Source organism: Cobetia amphilecti, from assembly GCF_020217465.1.
Taxonomy (GTDB): domain Bacteria; phylum Pseudomonadota; class Gammaproteobacteria; order Pseudomonadales; family Halomonadaceae; genus Cobetia; species Cobetia amphilecti.
The window spans coordinates 909,939-928,854 of record NZ_CP084115.1 but is presented as its reverse complement, the minus strand read 5'-3'; the positions used below and the strand labels follow the sequence as shown (position 1 = coordinate 928,854).

Below are 18,916 nucleotides of genomic sequence, written 5' to 3'. Positions count from 1 at the left end.
ACACGCGCGGCCACACCCTCTGCATGGACAGGCAAGGCTTTGACTTCAAAGGATTTACGCTTACTCGTTGGCCGTCATGGTATCACGTTCCTGATGGGCTTCGCCTCCGGGCTGCCACTGCTGCTGACCGGCAGCGTGCTGCAGGCCTGGATGACGGATGCCGGTGTCTCACTGGACGCCGTGGGCCTGCTCGCGCTCGTCGGCCTGCCCTACACCCTCAAGTTTCTGTGGGCGCCATTGCTGGACCGCATCATGCCGCCGGTGCTCGGTCGGCGCCGTGGCTGGCTGATGATCGCCCAGCTGGCCCTGACCGCACTGATCGCGTTGCTTGCCTTGCAGGACCCGCACATGTCGCCGCTGACCATGGGCGCCATCGCGCTGGCGGTCAGTTTCTTCAGCGCCACACAGGACATCGTGATCGACGCCTATCGGCGCGAGCATCTGCCGGACAACGAGCTGGGGCTGGGCTCCAGCTTCTATGTCTATGGCTACCGCATCGGCATGCTGATGGCCTCGGCCGGTGGCCTGGTGCTGGCCGACATGATCGGCTTCCGCGTGACCTACCTGATCATGGCCGCGACCCTGGGCGCCTGCATGCTGGTGACCCTGCTGGCACCGGAGCCCGAAGCACAGGCCGCGCCGCGCGCCCATCATCTGCATGAGATCCTGTGGGACCCCATCCGCCACTTCATGAAGCGCGATGGTGCCATCTGGCTGCTGCTGTTCATCCTGCTCTACAAGCTGGGCGATTCCGTGGCGGGCAATCTGACCACGCCCTTCTACAAGGACATCGGCTTCAGCAACTCCCAGATCGGTGCGACCGTCAAGCTGTTCGGCCTGTGGCCGTTGCTGGCCGGCACCTTCTTCGGCGGCCTGATGATCATGCGCATCGGCATCTATCGGGCGCTCTGGTGGTTCGGCATCCTGCAGATGGTATCGACTGCCGGCTTCGTCTGGCTGCATCACGTCGGTGATTCGCTGGCGTGGCTCGCGGCGGTGGTCGCCTTCGAGAATCTGGCGGCCGGCATGGGGAGCGCCGCCTTCATCGCCTTCATGGGCGCGCTGACCGACAAGCGCTTCACCGCCGGCCAGTACGCGATGCTCTCATCGATCATGGGCCTCCCGCGCGTGGTGATCGCCGCGCCCTCCGGCTATCTGGCCGATGCGGCCGGCTGGGACAGCTTCTTCTGGATCTGCACGCTGGCCGCCATACCGGGCCTGTTGTTGTTGCTGCGCTTCCGCCACTGGGGCGCGATGCTGGCCACGCCACACAAGTCACCTGCCATGTCGGGCGAGTGACAACGCCGCGCAGGCAACCTGGACAGTCCGAAAACAGCAGGAGAGCCCGAAAACAGCAGGTAGCACCACGAAACCCAGCAAGAAAGAATGAGGCAAGTCAGTCGGCGTCGTTGACACTGTAACAGCAGGTAAACGATGCTTATGCGGCATAGTGCATAAAGATAACAAGCTGCACCGCAGGCCCAGCTGGCGCCAGGCGGTGACATCAAGCACAGGGAGCCCGTCATGCCCATCACCACCCGGATTCACGAAGGCATCATGATCACGCCGCCTGCCCAGCTGACAGGCGAGCTCGCGCGCTATTTCCGCCAGGAGATGCTGGCGATGATTCCTGAGCACACCGGCACGCTGGCGGTGGACCTCAGCCATGTCGAGGCCATCGATGCCGATGGGCTCTCGGTGCTGGTCAGCCTGCATGATGCGCTGTCCCCGGCGGCGCTGGTGGTGGTCGAACCCTCGCCGGTCATGCAGACAGAGCTGGAGCGCGTGCGCCTGTTCGAGCTCTTCGATATCTACTATCAGCGCGACCCGCTGCTGGAGTCGAGCGGTGACACCCGGACAGGGCCTTCTCGTGAGGTAGCCTGATGAAACGCGACCTGACTCGGCCCAGCTCCCTTGTCTGCTCTCTTCGACGCCTGCTGGGTGTCGCGATCACGGCCGGCCTGATGGGCGGCTGTACGCCGATCATGCTGGACGACACTCCCGCCGAAGATCACTGGCAACAGGCGACCCACTGGCCGCTGGAGCTGCCTGCCCCTCATGCCGATGATCGCTTCATGCAACTGCCCGCGGGCGATGACCAGCGGCTGGCGGCGGGTGATCGCCTGAGCGTCAGGGTCGCCGGCAGTGAACTCTTCGATGGCAGCTACGAGGTAGATCATGATGGACGCCTGCGCCTGCCGTGGCTCTCGCCGGTCGAGGCCTCCAACAAGACCATCGACGCCCTGGCGGATGAGATCACCCGGCGTCTGGTGCAGGAAGAGCTAATTCGCCCGGGTCTGGCGCATGTCAGCATCCGGCTCGAGGAATGGGCGCCGTTGGCCGTTGCGGTGTCCGGCGCGGTGTTCTTCCCGGGCGAGGCGGTCATCAATACCCGCCTGCCCGAAGAGCGCATGGTGCGCCGCGATTTCGCCGGCGGCGATGCCAGTCAACAACGTCGTCTGTCGGCGGCCTTGACCACGGCTGGCGGCATCCGTCCCGACGCGGACCTGAGCCATATCGAGCTGATTCGCGACGGCCAGACACAGATTCTCGACATGCGCGGCCTGATCGACGGCGAGTATGCCGCCAATCCCTGGCTGCGTGTGGGCGACCGCATCCACGTGCCCTCCAGCGGCGCCTTCCAGGCCGCGCTGATGCGCCCCTCGCCGCTCACCGCGCCGGGCATCGTCATCTATGCCTCCAACCTGACCACCCCTGCCAACAACAACAACGTCAGCAATTACACGGTGTTGCGCTCGCAGGTGCCCTACGGCGTGCGCATGCTGCAGGGCGTGATCAATGCCAACTGCGTCGGCGGTATCCAGGCGACCTCCGGCTCGCGCCGCGCGGTGCTGATCAGTACCAACCCGATGACGCATCAGCCGGTCGTGGTCGATCGCGGTATCGATGCCCTGCTGGCCAATCCGGCGGATGTGGGCGTCAATCCCTATCTGATGCCCGAAGATGTGGTCGGCTGCTATGACTCCGGTGTCACCAACATCCGTGATATCGCCCGCACGCTGACTGACCTGCTGACGCCGGCCACTCTGCTGTAACCCATCGCCTGTCCGTTGATGGAATGCGACTGATCACTACCACGCGACAAGGATGTGCATGACAGAGTCCCGCTCACCCGACACACCACAAGACGCAGCCAAGCCCTCACTGGGGCGCCGACTCCTGGGCGTCCTGCTGGGCTGGGCGGCGCGTGGCTCCAGCATGCGCCCGCGCACCCGCCGCGCGGCCTACCTGTTGCTGGCGACCGCCATCCTGAGTGTCATCTGGGGGTTGACCATCGCCTTCATCGCCGTGGCACCTGTCACCTACACCACCAGCTGGACGATGATCCTGCCCGGCACCGGCTCCGGCCTGTCGGTGAACTTCGAGAGCATCGGCCAGGCCAGCACCAGCGCCAACTCTTCCTACTCCAGCTCCTCGCTGGACCCCAAGGTCAACTATCGCGCCATCGCCGAGAGTCCCGCCGTGCTCGAGCGTGCCGCCAGCACGGTCAACATGCATCCCGACGATTACGGCAAGCCCAAGATCAAGCTGACCGACCAGACCGCGCTGATCGCCTTCCAGACCAGCGCGCCGAGCGCCAAGTCCGCGCTTGCACGCGCCAATGCGCACATCGATGCCTTCAATGAGGTGATCGAACAGCTGCGCAATGATGAGCAGGCGCGCCGCGAAGCCGTCATCCGCCGCTCGCTCGAGACCTACGACCGCACGCTCAAGGAAACCCAGCGCAAGCTGCTCGAGTTCCAGTCCACCTCCGGGCTGGTATCCATGGAGCAGTTCAAGGAACTGACGCTGAGTGTCGAGGCGCTCAAGGACACACTCGAGACGCGGGATGGCGAGCTGTCGGCCCTCAACGCCCGGCTCGCCACCCTGTCCAGTCGCCTGGGACTGGACGCCGGCCAGGCCGGTGGCGTGATCGCCCTGCAGCGCGACGCCCGCTATCAGGCGCTGCTGACTCAAGCCGCGGAGCAGGCGGCCAGTCTCGATGAAGCGCGCGGCAAATGGGGCGAGCGCAATCCGGAAGTCATCAATCTGGCCGCGGGGCTTGATTCCCTCGAGCGCTCGCTGGCCTCACGCATGCGCCAGTTGCTGCCCCGCCAATCCTCGCGCAACCAGAATGCCCTGCGTGCCGCGTCCGGCCATGCCAATCAGGACACCCTGGTCGGCGAGCTGATCACCCTGGATACCCAGCGGCGCGGCGTGATCAGCGAGCTTGCCACCGGGCGGGCCAATCTGGCGGCCCGCCAGCAGCGGCTGGACAACAGCGTCGCCAAGGCTGCCCAGCTGCAGGACCTGCTGCGCGAGCAACAGGTCGCCACGGCGGTCTACACCACGGCGCTGGCCAAGATTGATATCGGTCAGATCGACCCCTTCGCCAGCTACCCGATGCTGCAGATCCTCGATCCGCCGCCACTGCCCGAGAAGGCGGATTCGCTGGGCATCAAGCTGGCCATCGTCGGTGCGCTCGCCGCGAGCGTCTTCAGCATCATCGGCCTGATTCTCCTGTGGATCAGAAAACCCTACCTGCTGCGTCTGCAGCAAAGCGTGTGAGCCGCCGATGTTTTCCCTGAAGGCGGGGCCAGAGGCGGATGTCCGCCCCGAGACCCCGGAAGAACGCATCATCTGGTTCTCGATCACCGCGACCTATCTGTTCTATCTGGTCGGCGGCCTCTACGTGTTGGCACCGGTGCTGGCATGGTCACTGGTGATGCGTGCCGCCTGGCTGCACCTCAAGGGCCGCCAGCGTTTTCCGCGCCTGCCCTGGCCACTGTGGGTGTGGATCATCGGCATGATCGTGATGGAGTTCTCGCTGCTGGCCGGCCACCTGATCGAGAACCTCGGCACCGGCAAGCTGATCAAGTCCTCCATCGGCTGGGCCAAGGGCTGGGCGCTGCTGGCGGTCTTCCCGATCATCGGCTGTCTGGCGATCCGCCCGGCGGTGATCATCCGCGCGGCCATGCATGTCTGCCTGCATACCATGCTGTTGCTGCCGGTGTTCGTCGGCGCCTGGCTGGCGGGGCTGCCCCAGGTGCCCTTCGTCTCGCCGCTGCAGGCCATCGGCGGGCCGGGGCCGGAATTCTTCGCCGTCTCGCTCTATGAGATCGACCCCGGCAGCGGCATGCCGCGCTGGCGCCTGTTCACGCCCTGGGCGCCGGCGGTGGGCTTTGTCGCCAGCATCTATTTCGCCTGCGCCCTGCTCGAGAAACACCCCTTGTGGAAGGCGATCGGCATCGGCGGCAGTGTGCTGATGATCCTGATGTCCGGCTCGCGCATGGCGCTGGTGTCGCTGGTGTTGATCAGCGCCGGGATGTTCCTGCTCAAGCGTCTGCACAAGCCATGGCTGTGGTTCAGCTTTTCCGGCGTCAGCCTGATCGGTGGCTTTCTCGGCGCGCCGATTCTGGAGGCCATCGACAACTTCATCGCCGCCTTCAAGGGTTCGCGGGCGGACTCGACCCGCGTGCGGGCCGCGCTGGGGCGCATCGCGGTGGATCGCTGGCGCAACGAGGCGCCGTGGTTCGGCCACGGCATCGTCGAACGCGGCCCGCACCTGGTGGAGTACATGCCGATCGGCTCACACCACAGCTGGTATGGGCTGCTGTTCGTCAAGGGCATCTTCGGCCTGTTCGCGCTGTTGGTGCCGATGCTGGTCAGCCTGCTGCATCTGCTGCGCTTCGTGGTCGGCCGCCCTGTCGTGCAGCTGGGCTTGATCATGGTCGGCCTGCTGTTCGTCTACTCCTTCGGCGAGAACCTGGAGATTCTGGCCTACCTGATCTGGCCGGGCCTGATCCTGATCGGCAAGGCGCACCAGCTGGCGGGCCTGCCCGCCAGCGAAGGGCATATCCACAACATGGGGCCGGTGGATGTGGAGAAGCCGCTTTCAAGGGCAGCACCCGCCTCCGCCGATGCCGGCAGCAGCGATACGGCAACCTAGCCCGATCACGGGATAGTGGAACAAGGCTGCGCCAGATCACGCCAATTCATCAGTACATTGCGCTAGAGTGGCTACACCAGCCGTTCAAAAGCATGACCGACAAGACCAGATGCCTGGAAAGGCACGACAAGCCAGGGAGCCAGGCGATGGGTGTGATCACGCGACTCAAGACACGTCTGACAGGTGGCGGAGACGGTGGCAATGGCCGCCTGATCCGCAATCTGGCCTGGATGGGCATGTCGCAAGGGGTGCACCGCATCGCGCGATTGGGCGCGACCCTGGTGGCGGCACGCATGATCGCGCCGGAGTCCTTCGGTATCGCCGCCATCGTGCTTACCGCGCACGAGATCATGCACGCCATCTCCAATGCCGCCGTGGTACCCGCCTTGGTGCAGGCCGGGCGCGAGGGATATGAACGCCTGTGTCGCGATGCCTACTGGTTCAATTGGGTTGTGTGTCTTGGCCTGATGGTGCTGCAGATGGCACTGGCCCCGCTGCTGGCCTACCTCTATGACGCTCCCGATCTGACCCTGCCGCTGATGGCGCTGGCGCTGATCTTCCCGATGTTGCCCCCCGCCGCCATCAACGCGGCGCGAATTCTGCGCAGCAACCGCCTGCACATCACGGCGCGCATCGAGATGGGCCAGAGCATCGGCGAGGCCGTCGGCGTGATGCTGCTGGCCGCCATGGGCGCCGGGTTCTGGGCCTTGATCCTGCCCAAGCTGATCGTGACGCCCATCTGGACCCTGACCTACCGCTGGTGCGAATCATGGCGCATCGATGAGCGCCCCTCCACGCTGTGGTCGCGTCCGCTGATGAGCTTCGCGCGCCCGATGATGGGCGTCGAGGTGGTCTCGGTGCTGCGTCAGCAGATGGATTACCTGCTGGTCGGTGCCCTGTTCGCCATGGACGTGCTCGGCGTCTACTTCTTTGCCTTCAATGCCGGACTCGGCATCAGCCTTGGCCTCTTGCGCGCCTACTCCACCGCCATCTTCCCGCAGCTGTGCGGCGACATGACGTCTCGCGAACGACTGGCACGCATGCACCACGGCATGCGTCTGTTCGCGCTGGTCGCCGTGCCCGCCATCATCGCCCAGAGCCTGCTGGCACCCTGGTATGTGCCGATCCTGTTCGGGGAGGCCTGGGTCGAGCGTGGCGCCCTGCCGATCCTGATCCTGATCTGCCTCTCCGCCCTGCCGCGCATCCTGCTCGACAGTTGCGGCCAGTTGCTGCGCGCCCAGGGCATGCCCGGGGCAGACCTCAAGCTGCAGATCTTCATGACGCTGATGCTCGCCGCCGGCATGTTCGCCGGCGTGCCCTTCGGCATCAATGGCGTCGCGGCCGGCATTCTGGTCGGTATCAGCCTGGCCGCCCTGCCCGGCTACCTGTGGACACGCCGGCTGATCCTCGCTCAGGACGGCCGGGTGACAGATGCGCCGCCACCAGACTTGCCAGACACACCAGACTCGCCAGACACACCTCACGCAGCATCCACCGCATCGCTTTCCCCAGACAGGGACGTCCAGGAGGCCAGACCATGACCCCGACCTTTTCGGTCATCATGCCGATCTACAACGTCGAACGATTCGTCGCGGCCGCCATCGACAGCGTGCTGGCGCAGGAGGATGGCGACTTCGAACTGCTCATCATCGACGACTGCTCCCCCGATGGCAGCCGGGCGATCTGCGAGGCCTACGACGACCCGCGTCTCACGCTGATCACGCATCCGGTCAATCGCGGCCTGGCCGGGGCTCGCAACACAGGCGTGCGTGCCGCTCAGGGCCGCTATCTGGCCTTCCTGGACTCCGATGACATCTGGGAGCCCGCCAAACTGGCACGCCACCGCGAGCACCTCGAGGCACGCCCCGAGGTAGGTCTGTCCTTCTCGCGCTCGGCCTTCATCGATGCCGACGGCGAACCGCTGGACTACTACCAGATGCCGAGCCTGACCGACATCACGCCGGGGCTGCTGTTCTGTCGCAACCCGGTGGGCAATGGCTCGGCACCGGTCATCCGCCGCGAGATTCTCGAGGCCATCGCCTTCGACTGTGAGGTCAAGGGGGGGGGCGTGCTGCCCTGTTATTTCGATGAGAGTCTGCGCCAGAGCGAAGACATCGAGTGCTGGACACGCATCGCCCTCAAGACCGGCACCACGGTGGAAGGCATTCCCGAGCCACTGACCCGCTACCGGCTCAATGAAGGCGGGCTTTCGGCACAACTGGAGCGCCAGTACCAGAGCTGGCTTGCGATCGTCGAGCTGACGCGCGCCTATGCGCCTGACTTCATCGAACAATGGTATCCCCGCGCCCAGGCCTACCAACTGCGCTACCTGTCTCGTCAGGCGATTCGCCTTCGTGACGGGGATGCTGCCTGGGCGTATTGCCGCCGCGCCGTCAAGGCATGGCCGGGCATCTGGAAGGCGGAATTCGGGCGCACCGCTGCCACGGCAGGGGCCGCCCTGATGTTGCGCGTGATGCCCAAGAGTCTCTATCTGCGTTGTGAAGGGCTCGCCCAGGGGGTCATCGGCAAGGCGCAGAAGAAGAAGATCGACAATGCGCCGCGCCCGCAGCCGGCCAGACCGAATCAACAGCAGGAAGCTCATGAAGTGGAGTCGCCATGATGAGCCAGCCATTGGATCAAGCCCTCTTCACCACTGAGCGCGTCAAGACGCTGCCTCACGTCAAGGTGCTGGGGGTGCCTTTCGTCAACACCAGTCTCGACACCTGCCTGAGCCTGCTCAAGAGCTGGATCAGCGACCCGCAGCCGCGCACCGTCAATTTCGTCAATGCACACTGCCTGAACGTGGCCCAGGTCGATCGCTATTACATGCAGGTACTGCAAGACAGCGACCTGCTGCTGCCTGATGGCAGCGGCGTCAAGATGGCCTGCCGCATGCTCGGCCAGGAGCTCGAAGCCAACCTCAATGGCACCGACCTGCTGCCACACCTGTGCGACATGCTGGTGGCGGAGAACAAGCGCCTGTTCCTGCTCGGCGCCGCGCCGGGCGTGGCCGACAGGATGGCCGACAAGCTCCGCGAGCAATGGCCGACGCTCGAGATCAGTGGCGTGCACCACGGCTTCATCGGCCCGGAAATCATCGACGACGTGCTGGCGAAGATCAATCAGGGCACTGACCTGTTACTGGTGGCGATGGGCGTGCCGGCACAGGAGAAGTGGATCTCGACCTATCGTGAGCGACTCGAGGTCCCCCTTATCATGGGCGTCGGCGGTCTGTTCGACTTCTATGCCCAGCGCATCCCGCGTGCGCCGGGCATCGTGCGCAGACTGGGCATGGAATGGGCCTGGCGGCTGCTGATGGAGCCACGCCGCATGTTCAAGCGCTACGTACTTGGCAATCCAGGCTTCTTATTAAGCGTACGAAAATATGGGGGCGAGGCGATTCCCGGCCGCGGCCTGTGGATGAAAACACGCTCCAACTGGCGCCACTTTCGCTGGCGAGCAAGCAACTGGCTCACTCCGCGCGCGCGCCGCGCCATGGATATCGTCGGTGCCAGCGGCGTACTGCTGGTGCTGTCGCCGCTGCTGCTGGGCACGATGCTGGCCATCCGCCTGGAATCGCCAGGCCCGGTGATGTTCGGTCAGGAGCGTATCGGGCGCCACGGCAAGCCGTTCAAGCTGTGGAAGTTCCGCTCGATGTACATCGACGCCGAAGAGCGTCTTCGCGAACTACAAGCCGCCAACGAGAGCGAGGGTGGCGTGCTGTTCAAGATGAAGCAGGACCCGCGGATCACGCGGGTAGGTCGCGTGATCCGCAAGTTGTCCATCGATGAGTTGCCGCAGCTGTGGAACGTATTGCGCGGCGAGATGGCGCTGGTCGGGCCGCGCCCCGCCCTCGCCCGCGAGGTGGCCCTCTACGAAGCGCGCGCGCGCATGCGACTGGATGCCACGCCGGGGCTGACCGGGTTGTGGCAGGTGTCGGGCCGCTCGGACCTTTCCTTCGAGCAACAGATCCATCTGGATATCTTCTACTTGCATCGTCAGGGCATCAAGGAAGACATCAAGCTGCTGTTGCGCACGATACCTGCCGTTCTGACCAGCCGTGGAGCCTACTGATGCGTGAGACTCCCTCTCTCATTCGTGCTGCGCTGCACCAGTGTCACGACTCATGCCAAGGAGGTGTGCAATGCATGTGATCCTGTTGGCGGACCGCCTCGGCCAGGAAGTCGCGCCGATTGACCGCCGTTACTCACCGGCGTTGCTGCCGATTGCCGGCCGCAGCGTGCTGGAGCGCAACCTCGACCTGCTGGTCGGGCGAGGCGTGACGCATATCAGCCTGATCATCGCCCGTGACCCCGAGTGGTTCCGGGCGCGTATCGCCGATGGCTCACGCTGGGGCATCGATCTCGACATTCTGCCGATGCCCGGCGAGCGAGACCCGCGCGAGCAGATCAAGCGCCTCGGCGCCATGGCTGCCCTGCCCGCCCCGGTGCTGCGCGCCGATGTGCTGCTGATGCCGGAGTGGTTCAAGGATGACAGCCTCGCGATCAGCGAACAGGCCATGGCGTCAGGCGCGCCGGTCTGCCATCCGGCCAGCGTGGCAGACCCGTCGCTCGCTCGCCTGCACTGGCCGGAGCTGCGCGACAATCCCGGGCTGGGGCCGGCCCTGCTGGCCTCGCTGTCGCACTATCACGCCCTGGTGATGCAGGCACTGGATGCCGATGACTCAGGCCTGACACCACATGGCGAGCGCGGAGTATTGCCCGGCGAGCAGGACCTGCACCACGTCTACTACGCCGCCGGCGCGACCCGCCTGGATGAATCGCGCCTCACTGGCGGCTTCGCCGGCATCACCACCCATGTGGAGCCCGGCGTGCTGCTCAAGGGACACTGCTGCCTCGAACAGGGCAGCTACGTGGAAGAAGGCGCCATGCTCGAGGACTGCGTCATCCTGCCCTTCACCCGCGTGCACGGTGGCCAGCAGGTCAACGCCGGCATCCTGTTCGAAGGCGAGGCGCTCGACAGGACGGCCCCGCACTGGCTCAAGGACCGCCGCCAGGCAGGTGCCGCCTCGCAACGCGGCGTCGCCTACCGCAACCCGGCACGCCCTGAATGGCAAGAGCGGATTCTGGCGGCCCTGATCACCCTGGCCACACGCCCCTTCGGCTCACGCTACAAGGAGCTTCGCCATCGCCTGCGCCAGGTGCAGGACAGCCGCATGCGGCTTTTCGGGGCACTGCCCGAGCGCTCGCCACCGCCACTGGACAGGGTCGGCATCAGCAGTGCAGGTGCCATCCAGCCCCCGGATTGGCGCGCCACACCGGATGCCTTCGCCGCGACGCTGGAGGCCATCCAGGTCGGCCAGACGCCGGGGCTACGCGGCGCCATTCGAGAAGCCTGGCGTCTGCGTCAGCAAGGCAAGCAGCAGTGATCGCCTCCGTTCACGCTTCCCCCTGAGCCCGCCTCGCGATGCAAGGCGAGACACAAAAAAACCCCGCAGTGCCGTGGCACTGCGGGGTTTTTCATACGGGGCCTTGTCACACGAGGTCTAGTCATACGAGCGCTTGCGATCACTCGTCAGGCAGCATGAGCAGCCTTTGACACCGGCTCAGCGATGCTTGGCCAGCCAGGCAAGCGCGCCTTCGCTGCGCTTCCACTGGTCGCGCATCAAGGTGCGGTACTGCCAGGCCTCACCACGCGTGCCGGGCTCCGGTGCTTCCACCGCCAGACTCACCGGCCGCGGATGCTCCGCCAGCAGCAGGCTGATCAGATGCGAATTGGCTTCCCGCACGATCTCGAGTGCCTGCTCGGCGTCCTTGTCGCGACCCAGTCGATAGAGCGCCAGCACCTGGCCCATCAGGATGCCCAACAGCGGCATTTCCTCATCGACGGCACGTCGCTCGATATCATGCTCGGCGAGGGCCACGGCCTCGTCGTTGCGGCCTTCGCGCAGCAGCTGATCCAGCACCAGCTCACGCAGGCCGAGGCTGTCTTCCTCGTCAAGCTTGAGCAGGCGCTCCGCCAACTGGCGCGAACGCTCGCGCTCACCGCGCTCCATGCCGATCACCAGCCCCAGCCCACAGCGCAGCAACTGGGCGTTGTCGCCATCTTCCCAGCGCAGCAGGCCGCCGGCCTGTTCGATCTGATCGAGCCAACGATCGAAGCGCTTTGCCAGCGGCACGAAGAAGGTGTCCGACATCCACGGCAGGCTACCGAAGCGACTGGCCAGCGCCAGAATCAGCCCCTGACACACCGCCGGAACGTCCAGCCATTCGGGGCTGGCGCACAGCTGCTGCAGCCACTCGTTGGGGTCCTGGACATCCCAGGGATCGATATCCAGCGCCAGTGCCGCCTCTTCCTCGATACGCGCCGGGAAGACCGCCTCCCAGAGCCCGAGTGTCACGGCCTGCTCCGCATTCTGACGGAACAGCAGACTGCTATCTTCCTGCGTTTCAAGCGCCAGACGCGGCGGATGCTCGATCACCTCGAACAGCGCCTGCAGGGCGGCCAGTGAATCCGACAGCGACTCATCGGAATTGACCATCTGCTCGGCGAGCGTGGCACGCGGGTTTTCGGCCAGATCCGCCAGGAATTCCAGCTGACCGGGCTCGATGTCCTTCTGCTTGGACAGTCGACGCCACCAGAAGCGCGCACGATCCTGCGCCTCTTCCGGCTGGCCCTCGTGCAGCAGCAGCATGGCTTCGATATACGCCAGCGTCGGCGAATCGGGCAGCGTCTGCTGGGCACGAATGAAGGCGGCGCGCGCCGAGCCCAGATCATCGCTGTCCAGATGCAGCAGACATTGATGCTCCAGGGCGACGCCGCGCAGGAAGGCAGGGCCACGCTCCAGCACCTCATCGAGCAGCAGCGCCTTCTTGCGGGTGAAGCCGCGCTCCTGATAGAGGTCCAGCAGCAGCTCGAAGCCAGGCTCGGCCTGCTCGGGCAGACGCGACCAGTCGCTGGTATCGAACAGCGCCTCCATGATCTGCTGAGCCCGACCGCGATTGCCGCTCTCGGCGCTGATCAGCCCCGCCTCGAGCAGCGCCTGCGCCGGCGCGAGACCAGAGGCCAGCGCCGCCTTGAGCTGTTCACCCTTGAACTCGCGCAGCGACAGCATCCACATTAGATGATCCGGAATCGCCGGCAGCTGCACCTTGTCGCAGCACTGCTTGTACTTGCGACCCGAGTCACACCAGCAAGGCTCGTTGCGTCCGGGCGGTGCCAACGACTCGCGCGCGAAATCGAGTCGCACCAGCGGAGTCTGGCTCCACAGCACCGGCGCCAGCGCTACCGCCAGCGCTTCGTCGCCACCGCTGTAGTTCACGCCCTCCGAATGCGCCCACTGCATGAAGGCAGGAAAGGATTCATCGGCGCGGATGGCATCAAGTGCCCCACTGGCGTAACTCAAGAGCCGTTCGACCCACTCGGCAAGCATGGCATCTCCCTAAAAAAGCGTTTCACAGCCCTGCAGGCACCGCGCCCCGGTCTTCGCCTTGGCGTTCACCTCGGCGTTTCCCCAGGCGCGATGCCCGTCAGAACCTGCGAATCAAGGGGCGAAGTCTATCACGAGGAAGCCTCGCCCCTCATCGTTCACTCACTCAAGCGGCTGACGCAGCGATAACCTGCTGACCTGAGCTGTTCGGCCAGGCAGGCGATATGCGCCGGGCCCACCTCGCAGCAACCGCCGACGATACGAATGCCGGCATTGACCCACCCCAGTGCATGCGCCGCGTACTGCTTAGGCCCAAGGTCTTCGCGCGCCTTGAGGTCCTTGACGGTGCCGCCGGGATTGAGCTCCGCGATGGAAGTGAAGCCGTTGGCATAGGCACCGGTCGGCAGCGGGCTGGCCAGCAGATTTTCCAGACTACCCTGAATGGCTTCCGGCGCGCTGCAATTGATCAGGATCGCGTCCACGCCCATCGCTTGCAGCATGCTGATCGCGTCGGCCAGCGGCTCACCGCTGCGCAGGGTCGCGGTCAGATCATCCTTCACCGTCAGCGAGACCCACACCGGCAAGCCGCTCTCGAGTGCGGCGGTGGCAGCGGCGCGAGCCTCGACGCAGGAAGACAGCGCCTCACACAGCAGGACATCGACCAGCGGTGCCTGCAATTCCACCAGCCGGCGATAGCTGGCCAGGGATTCGTCAGCACTCGGCGCGACATCGGGGCGATAGGTGGCGACCAGCGGCGGCAGGCAGCCTGCCACGCGCACATCCGCCTCGCCACTCAGGGCGATGGCATCCCGCGCGGCCTTGCCGGCGGCGGCATGAATGGCCGCGATCGACTCGCCGACACCCGCCAGGCCCAGACGCTGCGGCGTGGCCGTGTAGGTATTGAGCGTGATGACGCGCGCGCCGGCACGAATGAAATCCAGGTGCAGGTCACGCACCAGCTCAGGCTGGTCCAGCATCACCTGAGACGACCACAGCGGCGTCGGCTCACGACCGCTACGACGCACCAGTTCCTGGCCCATGCCGCCGTCCAGCAGCACGACTTCAGCCCCGTCACCTGCACCCTTTCCTGCTTCCAAGTCTCGTTCCACACAACCTCCAGAGCTTTTTGATGTCCTAGCGTGAGCCTGACGACCTGGCGAGACCCGCTGGCCAGTCAGTGGCGGGCGAAATTCTACCACGCTCGACCCGCTTGCGGCCCTTGCTCACTGGAGCCAAAAGGCTGCCCAATGCTACTGTTGACGACACCCTTTGCCCCGCGCTGCGCTCGAGGCTCGTGCTCACGAACCTCTCGGCAGCCCATGTCGTGCCAGAAGCCCCACCCCGTTCAATCAAGGAAGCCTGCCTTGCTGTTGCCGAGCCCCTTTCGTCCCCGAGCCAACACTGCCAACGACGCGCCCCAGGTGCGTCTGGAGCGTGAGGGCCGCGACGAGATTCGCCGCATTACCCAGGCCGTGGAGCGTGTGCCCTGGTCGGTGAGCCTGATGCAGATCCTGTGGACCGCAGGCCCGGTGACGCTGATCGGCGCCTGGGGCGGCTATCTGCTCGGTTACGGCAAGGAACCGACCTTCGAGAACTACATCTTCTTCATCTCCTACACCGTCATCACCGGTGTCGCGGGCATCGTGGCCAATATCGCCCACAACCTGACCAGCTCACGGCGCTATGACCGCACCGAAGCCAAGATCGAGCGCGTCATCGACACCGTGCCGGAGCTGATTCTCGCCACGCGCAATCTGATCGTCGAGAGCCTGGAAGGCGATGCCCGCCGGCGTGAAGCGGCGGCCATGCTGCTGCGCAAGCAGGACCTGGCGCCGGAGGGGGTCGAGCTGGCGGCGCTGGAGCTGCTCGATGACCGTGATGCCGCGCGCATCATCAGCCAGATCGACGTCTACCGTCGCGTGGGCCTGCATGCGCGTATCCGCGACATGAACAGCCTCAACCGCGAATGGCTCGAGCCCCAGTTCAATGAGCTGGCCGAGCTGGCCCCCGAGGCCATCGGCCTGCTGCGTGAGCGCTTCGAAGGACGCGCGCCGGATCTGCACAGCGGCGTGCCGCGTGACGAGAACTTCATCGAGCGTGTGCTGGCCGCCATCGAGCAGGACAACGACCTGCTGATGACCCTGCAGGACGTGGAGGAGATGCTGATTCTGGCCTTCGAGCTGATCAGCGGGCGCAAGATTCCGCTGCTGACCTTCGAATACCGTGGCCGCTGGAAGCTGGCGCGCGCGCTGGACAACCTGGAGCATGCCCGCTCGCGGTATCGCATTCGTCAGGCCACCGGCCTGTCACGTCTCAAGGCGCTGACGGTCTATCTGGCCGAGCAGTCCGGCACCCTGGTGGAGGATGCCGCCTCCGGCCTGCGCGCCGAGGTACTGCTGGAGCGCTCAACCCAGGCGATGGACGCCCTTGCCGAGCAGGTGACGCACCTGGCGATCGCGGTCAATGAGGGCGATCGTGAACACCGCGCCGCGCTGCGCTCGCGGGCCGACATCCTCACCAACGCCATCCGCCTCTACAAGACGGTGACCAATGCCTACGAGCAGGTCGGGCGCAGCCACGCCGTCTTCCTCAAGATGTCCAAGCGCTGGGAGAACATCGCCTCGCAGATGTCCGATGACGCCACCCGCCTGCGGGTCGGCCCGGGCCGTCGTGGTCTGCGCATCCAGGAAAAGACCATCGCGCTGGACGATGAAGCCAAGGCGGAGGTCTGCAAGCATCTGGCCGATCACTTGAACGAGAGCCGCATCAAGCGCGTCGACAGCGAGATCGCCTATCAGGCGCGCGAGACGGTGCTGCGCGTCGGTGTCGACAAGGCCAAGGCGATGGCGGTCGAGATCGCCCTCGCGCTGGAGCCCCACATACACCTGTCACGCCCGGCCGTGCAGCGCGCCATCAATGGCTCCAATGCCGCCTATTTCGGCCAGCTGGAACCCAATCAGTCCGCGGCGGCCAAGGCGGCCCTGGGCAGCGCCATGGTGCGCGAGATCGATGATGACCTGTCTCGCACCGCCGAATCCCTGGCCATCGCGCTGGTGCGCCACTACCGCGTCGAGCTGGAGCCGCTGGCCATCGAGTTCCTGCGCGATACCTTCGGCGCCCGTGAAGCGACGCTCAACATGCTCAGCAACTATCAGCCCGCCGACCACCACCCGGTCAGCTACCTCTCCAATCGCCCCCCGCTGATCCAGACCGCCAACCGCGACTGGTATCGCGCCCTCGTCCAGGCACGTCGCGCGCTCGACGACGATTGATCCCCGCCTCGGGCCAACGGCATACTGTATGGATCATCATATCGACAGCCTTTGACCGCAGGATGCCCGATGCGCCTGATCATCGCCGAAAAGCCCAGCCTCGCCCGCGCCATTGCCGAGGCGCTGCCCGGACGCTCAAGCAAGCGCGACGGCTATATCGATGCCGGTGACACCCGTGTCACCTGGTGCATCGGCCACCTGCTGGAGCAGGCCCCGCCGGATGACTACGACGAGCGCTTCAAGCGCTGGTCGCTGGATCACCTGCCGATCATTCCCGAGCAATGGAAGCTCAAGCCACGCAGCCAGGCGCGCGGTCAGCTCAAGACCATCCGCGAGCAGCTCAAGCTGGCCGATGAGGTCGTGCATGCCGGCGACCCCGACCGTGAAGGCCAGCTGCTGGTGCAGGAAGTACTGGAGCACATGCGCTGGCGCGGGCCGGTCAAACGCCTGCTGATCAGTGACATGAACCGCCCTGCCGTCAGCCGTGCCCTCAACAAGCTGGACGACAATCAGCGCTGGCAGCCGCTCTATGAAGCCGCACTGGCGCGCCAGCGCGCCGACTGGCTGTATGGCATGAACCTGACCCGCGCCTGGACATTGACCGGGCGTCAGGCCGGCCACGACGGCGTGCTGTCGGTGGGCCGTGTGCAGACGCCGCTGCTGGGGCTGGTCGTGCGCCGTGATGAGGAAATCGAGGCCTTCGAGCCCCGCGCCTTCTTCCCGCTGTGGATAGAGGCTGGCGTGGCGACGGGCAGCTTCAAGGCCTGGTGGCATGCGCCCAGCTCACCCTGGCTGCAACGTCTGGCGGACAAGGGCACCCCGCTGCCACTCGATGACAAGGGTCGCCTGCTGGATAGCCGTCCCGCCGAGCGCCTCGCCCGCCATCTCGCGACCTTGACCACCCTCGGCGATGGCCATGTCGAAAGTGTCGAGGCCAGCGACAAGTCTCAGCCCGCGCCGCTGCCCTATTCGCTCTCGGCGCTGCAGGTCGATGCCGCGCGCCGTTTTCGCCTGCCCGCCCAGAAGGTACTCGACACCTGTCAGGCGCTTTACGAGCGCCATCAGCTGATCACCTATCCGCGCTCCGACTGCCGCTACCTGCCGCGCGAACATCACGCCGGCATGGCCAATCTGATGATCAGCGCCTGCGTGGGTGACCGCGAGCTTGAACGTTTCAGTGGCGGTGCCGATTTCAGCCTGCGCTCACGCGCCTTCAATGACAGCAAGGTCAGCGCGCACCACGCCTTGGCGCCGACCGGGCGCGAGCCGGACTATGCGCGCCTCTCGCGCGATGAAGCCAACCTCTACCGCATGATCACGCGCAACGTGCTGGCCCAGTTCTATCCGGCCTATCGCTATCGCGAGGTCAAGGTCGAGCTGCGCTTCGCCAAGGAGCCCTTCCGCGCCAGTGGCCGCAGCGTCATCGACGAGGGCTGGAAGGTGCTGTTCCAGCGCACAGCGGAGGCCAGCGAGGCAGCTGACAAAGATGTGGCTGACAAGAAGGCCTCTGCCAAGAACGCAGCCGCCGATGACAAGACCCCACCGCCGCTGCCCGCCCTGACGGAAGGCGAACCGGCCTGCGTGCTCGACTGTGGTATCGAGGAGAAAGAGACCCGCCCGCCGGAACCCTTCAATGACGCCAGCCTGATTCAGGCGATGATGAACATCGCACGCTACGTCGAGGATGAAGCGGTGCGTCGCACGCTGCGCGATGTGGATGGCCTTGGCACCGAGGCGACACGCGCCGGCATGCTCGAGACACTGATCAATCGCGGCTATCTGGTACGCGAAGGCCAGGCGATGCGCTCGACGCGTATCGGTCGCGCGCTGATTCATGCGCTGCCGCCTGCCGTATCGCGTCCGGAGCGCACCGCACAGTGGGAGCAACGCCTGAGCATGATCCACGAGCAAGGCGACCCGGCGGCGCCCTTCTTGAGCGAGCTGATCGTGGATCTGCGTGCGCTGCTCGCCGATAGCTCCGCCAGCCGTCTGAGCACGGCATTGGCCAGCGTCGGCGGTGCGACACCCGCGCCACGCAAGGGCGGTGGCAAGGGCGGCTCGCGGCGCAAGGCAACGTCCTACAAGAAGCGCGCTTCTGGCAGCTCTTCGGGAAAGACTGCTTCAGGCAAGGCAGCTTCTGGCAGCACTGCTGGCAGCAATAAGGACGGCGCTTCTCGTAAAAGTGCCTCATCCAGAAGTCCCCGCAAGCGAGCGACTGGGTCACGGCGCAAGACCGATAGCTGACAGCGGGTCGGGTGAAGTACAACCGGCCTTTCCCGCGCTCACGCACTGCTCTCCATGACA

General features: G+C 65.4%; 13 protein-coding genes. 11 read left to right on the top strand and 2 right to left on the bottom strand.

All coding sequences use genetic code 11. The features are described from left to right. Positions 1-93 precede the first annotated feature (93 nt). The 9 genes from LCW13_RS03955 (at position 94) to LCW13_RS03915 (ending at position 11,339) form a co-directional block, all read left to right on the top strand. Positions 94-1,299, top strand: coding sequence for an AmpG family muropeptide MFS transporter (locus LCW13_RS03955; protein ID WP_082388128.1), 1,206 nt, complete (start codon positions 94-96; stop codon positions 1,297-1,299). Between the two features lie 225 nt (positions 1,300-1,524). Further along, positions 1,525-1,884 (top strand): STAS domain-containing protein, encoded by a 360-nt coding sequence (locus LCW13_RS03950; RefSeq protein ID WP_043332452.1) that lies wholly within the window; start codon positions 1,525-1,527, stop codon positions 1,882-1,884. Next, positions 1,884-3,056, top strand: a complete 1,173-nt coding sequence (locus LCW13_RS03945; protein ID WP_225347637.1) for a polysaccharide biosynthesis/export family protein — start codon at positions 1,884-1,886, stop codon at positions 3,054-3,056. Before LCW13_RS03950 ends, LCW13_RS03945 begins: the two co-directional genes overlap by 1 nt. Before the next feature lie 58 nt (positions 3,057-3,114). Next, positions 3,115-4,569, top strand: a complete 1,455-nt coding sequence (locus LCW13_RS03940; protein WP_225347636.1) for a GumC family protein — start codon at positions 3,115-3,117, stop codon at positions 4,567-4,569. A 7-nt stretch (positions 4,570-4,576) separates the two neighbouring features. After that, the gene (locus LCW13_RS03935; RefSeq protein WP_215823942.1) at positions 4,577-5,950 is read left to right on the top strand and encodes an O-antigen ligase family protein; all 1,374 of its coding nucleotides are present in this window, start codon (positions 4,577-4,579) and stop codon (positions 5,948-5,950) included. A gap of 146 nt (positions 5,951-6,096) precedes the next feature. Next, the gene (locus LCW13_RS03930) at positions 6,097-7,491 is read left to right on the top strand and encodes an oligosaccharide flippase family protein (protein ID WP_225347635.1); all 1,395 of its coding nucleotides are present in this window, start codon (positions 6,097-6,099) and stop codon (positions 7,489-7,491) included. Then, positions 7,488-8,570, top strand: a complete 1,083-nt coding sequence (locus tag LCW13_RS03925; RefSeq protein ID WP_225347634.1) for a glycosyltransferase family 2 protein — start codon at positions 7,488-7,490, stop codon at positions 8,568-8,570. The genes LCW13_RS03930 and LCW13_RS03925 overlap by 4 nt, the downstream gene beginning before the upstream one ends. Beyond that, positions 8,570-10,024 (top strand): WecB/TagA/CpsF family glycosyltransferase, encoded by a 1,455-nt coding sequence (locus tag LCW13_RS03920; protein WP_225347633.1) that lies wholly within the window; start codon positions 8,570-8,572, stop codon positions 10,022-10,024. Before LCW13_RS03925 ends, LCW13_RS03920 begins: the two co-directional genes overlap by 1 nt. 70 nt (positions 10,025-10,094) lie before the next feature. Then, positions 10,095-11,339 carry a glycosyltransferase family protein gene (locus LCW13_RS03915; protein WP_225347632.1) on the top strand — a complete coding sequence of 415 codons (1,245 nt, stop codon included), beginning with the start codon at positions 10,095-10,097 and terminating at the stop codon, positions 11,337-11,339. 177 nt (positions 11,340-11,516) lie between these two features. Here the strand turns inward: LCW13_RS03915 and LCW13_RS03910 are convergent, their stop codons facing one another. Then, positions 11,517-13,343 carry an SEC-C domain-containing protein gene (locus tag LCW13_RS03910; protein WP_225347631.1) on the bottom strand — a complete coding sequence of 609 codons (1,827 nt, stop codon included), beginning with the start codon at positions 13,341-13,343 and terminating at the stop codon, positions 11,517-11,519. A 155-nt stretch (positions 13,344-13,498) separates the two neighbouring features. Beyond that, positions 13,499-14,437: a homocysteine S-methyltransferase family protein gene (locus LCW13_RS03905; protein WP_225347630.1), complete on the bottom strand. Its 939-nt coding sequence runs from the start codon at positions 14,435-14,437 to the stop codon at positions 13,499-13,501. A gap of 267 nt (positions 14,438-14,704) precedes the next feature. On the opposite strand from LCW13_RS03905, the gene LCW13_RS03900 reads away from it, so the two are divergent. Next, positions 14,705-16,612 (top strand): coiled-coil domain-containing protein, encoded by a 1,908-nt coding sequence (locus tag LCW13_RS03900; RefSeq protein ID WP_043332458.1) that lies wholly within the window; start codon positions 14,705-14,707, stop codon positions 16,610-16,612. A gap of 69 nt (positions 16,613-16,681) precedes the next feature. Next, on the top strand, positions 16,682-18,856 hold the full coding sequence (locus tag LCW13_RS03895) for a DNA topoisomerase III (protein ID WP_225347629.1): 2,175 nt from the start codon (positions 16,682-16,684) through the stop codon (positions 18,854-18,856). Positions 18,857-18,916 lie beyond the last annotated feature (60 nt).